Source organism: Aeromonas sp. HMWF014 (genome assembly GCF_963878295.1).
Classification (GTDB): domain Bacteria; phylum Pseudomonadota; class Gammaproteobacteria; order Enterobacterales; family Aeromonadaceae; genus Aeromonas; species Aeromonas popoffii.
On record NZ_CAWNYS010000156.1, the window covers coordinates 1 to 3,848 of the forward strand.

Consider the following 3,848-nt stretch of genomic DNA (forward strand, 5'->3'; position numbering starts at 1 on the left):
CTTTATGGGTGTGCCCGCGCAGTTTATGGCGCAGGCCCGCGCCATCATGCCCGCCCACGTGACCCTGGTCGAAATGGCCAGCGATGACTGCTGGGCCCGCGATACAGGCCCGACCATAGTCACCAACGCTGCTGGCGAGTGCCGTGGGGTGGATTGGGGCTTCAACGCCTGGGGCGGCCACAAGGGGGGGCTCTATTACCCCTGGGATCAGGACGAAAAAGTGGCGGCCCAGATGCTGGAACAGCATAAGATGGCGCGTTACGACGCGCCGCTCATTCTGGAAGGGGGCTCCATTCACGTCGATGGCGAAGGCACCTGCCTGACCAGCGCCGAGTGCCTGCTCAATGAAAACCGCAACCCGCACCTGAGCAAAGCGCAGATCGAAGCCCACCTGCGCGACTATCTGGGCGTGAAGAGCTTTATCTGGCTGGACGAAGGCGTCTACATGGACGAAACCGACGGCCACATCGACAACATGTGCTGCTTCGTGCGTCCGGGTGAAGTGGCCCTGCACTGGACTGACGATGAGAACGATCCCCAGTACGCCCGCTCCGTGGCCGCCCTCAAGGTGCTGGAAGCGGCGGTCGATGCCAAGGGTCGCAAGCTGAAAGTGTGGAAGCTGCCCCAGCCGGGCCCGCTCTACTGCACCGAAGAGGAGTCTGCCGGTGTCGAGAGCGGCAGCGGTGTGCCGCGCGAGGCAGAAGGCCGTCTGGCTGGTTCCTATGTGAACTTCCTCATCACCAACGATCGCATCGTCTACCCGCTGCTGGATGCTGCCACCGATGGCGAAGCCCAGCGCATTCTGGAAGAGATCTTCCCGGAGCACACAGTGATCGGCGTACTGGCTCGCGAGATCCTGCTGGGCGGTGGCAATATCCACTGCATTACACAACAGATCCCCTCCGGCCAGTAAGAACCGGATGACGATCCTGCTGCGAGGCCGTGATCAAGGCTCATGTGCTGCTCGCTTATGTGAAACCGAGGGCTCACGTATGTTTATACGCTCCGGTTCCTGTGCTGCTCTTCACCTTGCTGACAGCCTCTCGCGACGGGTCGTAAACCGGTTCCAGTTGGTATTCAAAACCCCACACTGTGGGGTTTTCTCTCTTGATGGTGTGATGGTCGCAGGCGCTGATGCGGCGATCATCATGACAAACAGTCACCCTTTTACAGGAGATCCCCATGATCGAAGTGACCGAGGTTTCCATTGCCGAGCTGCGCGGCGCGCTCGAATCAGGCCGCACCACAGCGGTCGAACTGGTCAAGGCCTATCTGGCCCGTATCGAGGCCTACAACGGCCCCGAGAGTGCCACCAAACTCAACGCCGTGGTGGTAGCCAACCCCGATGCGCTGAAAGAGGCGCAAGCGTCTGATGCCCGCCGCGCCCGTGGCGAAACCTTGAGCCCGCTCGACGGCATCCCCTACACCGCCAAAGACAGCTATCTGGTCAAGGGGCTGACTGCCGCCTCCGGCAGCCCGGCCTTCAAGGATCTGGTGGCTCAGCGCGATGCCTTTACCGTTGAGCGGCTGCGTGCCGCCGGAGCCATCTGCCTTGGCAAAACCAATATGCCGCCGATGGCCAATGGCGGCATGCAGCGCGGCGTCTATGGCCGTGCCGAGAGCCCCTACAACGCCGACTACCTGACCGCGCCGTTTGCCTCCGGCTCCTCCAACGGGGCCGGTACCGCCACCGCCGCCAGCTTCTCTGCCTTCGGTCTGGCCGAAGAGACCTGGTCGAGCGGCCGTGGCCCTGCTTCCAACAACGGCCTGTGTGCCTATACCCCGTCCCGTGGCGTGATTTCGGTGCGTGGCAACTGGCCGCTGACCCCGACCATGGACGTGGTGGTGCCCTATGCCCGCACCATGAATGATCTGCTGGAAGTGCTGGATGTGGTGGTGGCCGACGATAGCGATCCCCGTGGCGATCTCTGGCGCCTGCAACCTTGGGTGAAGCTGCCCAAGGCGTCCGAAGTACGTCCGGCTTCCTATCTGGATCTGGCCGCCAAGGCCGATGCCCTCAAGGGCAAGCGCCTCGGCGTGCCGCGCATGTTTATCAACAAGGATGAACTGGCTGGCACCAGCGACAACCCCGGCATCGGCGGCCCGACTGGGCAGCGTATCCATACCCGCCCATCGGTGATTGCCCTGTGGGAACAGGCCCGTCAGGCGCTGGAAGCCGCTGGCGCCGAAGTCATCGAAGTGGACTTCCCGCTGGTCTCCAACTGTGAAGGTGACCGACCCGGCGCACCGACCGTGTTCAATCGCGGTATCGTGAGCCCGGAGTTTCTCAACGACGAGCTGTGGGAGCTCTCTGGCTGGGCGTTCGACGACTTCCTGCGCGCCAACGGCGATCCCAAGCTCAATAAGCTTGAGGACGTGGATGGGCCCAAGATCTTCCCCCACGATCCGGGCACTTTGCCGAACCGCGAGGGCGATCTGGCGGCGGGCATGGACGAGTACGTCAAGATGGCCACGCGCGGCATCAAGCGCTTTGACGAGATTGCCTCTGTGCCGGACGGCCTGCGCGGCCTGGAGCAGACCCGCAAGCGGGATCTGGAAGAGTGGATGGACGAGCTCAAGCTCGACGCTGTGCTGTTTCCGACCGTCGCTGACGTCGGCCCGGCTGACGCGGATGTGAATCCAGCCTCCGCCGATATCGCCTGGAGCAACGGCATCTGGGTCGCCAACGGCAACCTCGCCATTCGCCACCTCGGTGTGCCGACCGTCACTGTCCCCATGGGGGTGATGGCCGATATCGGTATGCCGGTGGGGCTGACCTTTGCCGGTCGCGCCTATGACGACAATAACCTGCTGCGCGTCGCCTCGGCCTTCGAGTCCACCGGCAGCAAGCGTATGGTGCCGCCGCGCACCCCGCCGTTGGGGTGATCGCCATTAGTAATTAATTATTTTGGGCTTATCTCGCTATAAACCAAAAGACCACTTGTGATGCGGGTGGTCTTTTTTTGCGTCAGAAGACAGAGAAAATGTTGGGGTCATAATCGGTAAAAATGTAGAGGTGTTTACCTATCCATAAATAGAATTTGGCTCTGAGTAATGTGCATTTCATTCACTATAAATAGCCATTTGCATCAATGATATGTGAGCCGTCAATGATGCGTGGCTCACATATCAAAATGATGTGGCATTTTATTTTGTTTTATAGAAGCGATGGTCTTTATCTAAAAATACAACATAGAATGTATTGGTACAAAATTTAAATCCTGAAGAGTTTTGCTCTATGTTTTTAAAATCATCAGGGATAGTAAAACCAACCAGCCTAACACTTCCTTCTAGTCTAAATCGTCCCCACTGTGCTTGATGAGGAACGTGCTTGGGATGTGAAAAATCAGATTTGTTAGGAAAGCTTTTGTATATTTCTAAAACATGCCCGCTTTTCTTCCCAACAGGCATTTTTTGCCAGTGAAGTAAAGACTCTTTACTATACTCATGAAGTTTCCATAAAAGCTTTAGTAATTGTTCATTTGACCAGTCAGAAAAGTTTTGTGCTGGTTCTTGAGTATGATCAAAATAAGAAAAATTAATTTTGCATTTCCTTGCGATATAGTCACATTTATCTTCAATGCTGACCTTCGGTATAGATTCTAGGAATGCATTCTTTCTTGTATTTATGAAACTCATAGCTTAGGGACTCCACCAATTTTCCCTGAGTTATAGATAGGCAATATTGGTCTGTCATTTCTCAAAATATCACCGGATATTTCATCTAATCTGTATGCAAAACTTTCATTCTCGGTCTTTTCTACAATATAGGTTCTATATCTACCCAAAAAGTCTATTATTTCTGAGTTATGTGTGGTAAATATTATTTGAGATTGATTTGTATTGGT

At 56.0% G+C, this 3,848-nt stretch carries 3 protein-coding genes and 1 pseudogene; 2 read left to right on the top strand and 2 right to left on the bottom strand.

Annotation, left to right across the window (positions count from 1 at the left end; genetic code table 11):
* Positions 1–913, top strand: a 913-nt coding sequence (gene aguA, locus AAC083_RS06215; RefSeq protein ID WP_108535420.1) for an agmatine deiminase, incomplete at its 5' end; no start/stop codon positions are given.
* A gap of 269 nt (positions 914–1,182) precedes the next feature.
* Positions 1,183–2,886 (top strand): amidase, encoded by a 1,704-nt coding sequence (locus tag AAC083_RS06220; protein ID WP_108535421.1) that lies wholly within the window; start codon positions 1,183–1,185, stop codon positions 2,884–2,886.
* A gap of 261 nt (positions 2,887–3,147) precedes the next feature.
* On the opposite strand, the gene AAC083_RS06225 is transcribed toward AAC083_RS06220, so the two are convergent.
* Complete coding sequence (locus AAC083_RS06225) at positions 3,148–3,639, bottom strand: hypothetical protein (RefSeq protein WP_146181534.1); 492 nt, start codon at positions 3,637–3,639, stop codon at positions 3,148–3,150.
* Positions 3,636–3,848: pseudogene (locus AAC083_RS06230) on the bottom strand (AAA family ATPase); the annotation flags it as partial. The pseudogene AAC083_RS06230 and the gene AAC083_RS06225, both read right to left, overlap by 4 nt.

Coding starts and splice junctions, on each gene's coding strand:
- AAC083_RS06220 (WP_108535421.1), top strand. CDS start 1,183: ATGATCGAAGTGACCGAGGTTTCCATTGCCGAGCTGCGCGGCGCGCTC.
- AAC083_RS06225 (WP_146181534.1), bottom strand. CDS start 3,639: ATGAGTTTCATAAATACAAGAAAGAATGCATTCCTAGAATCTATACCG.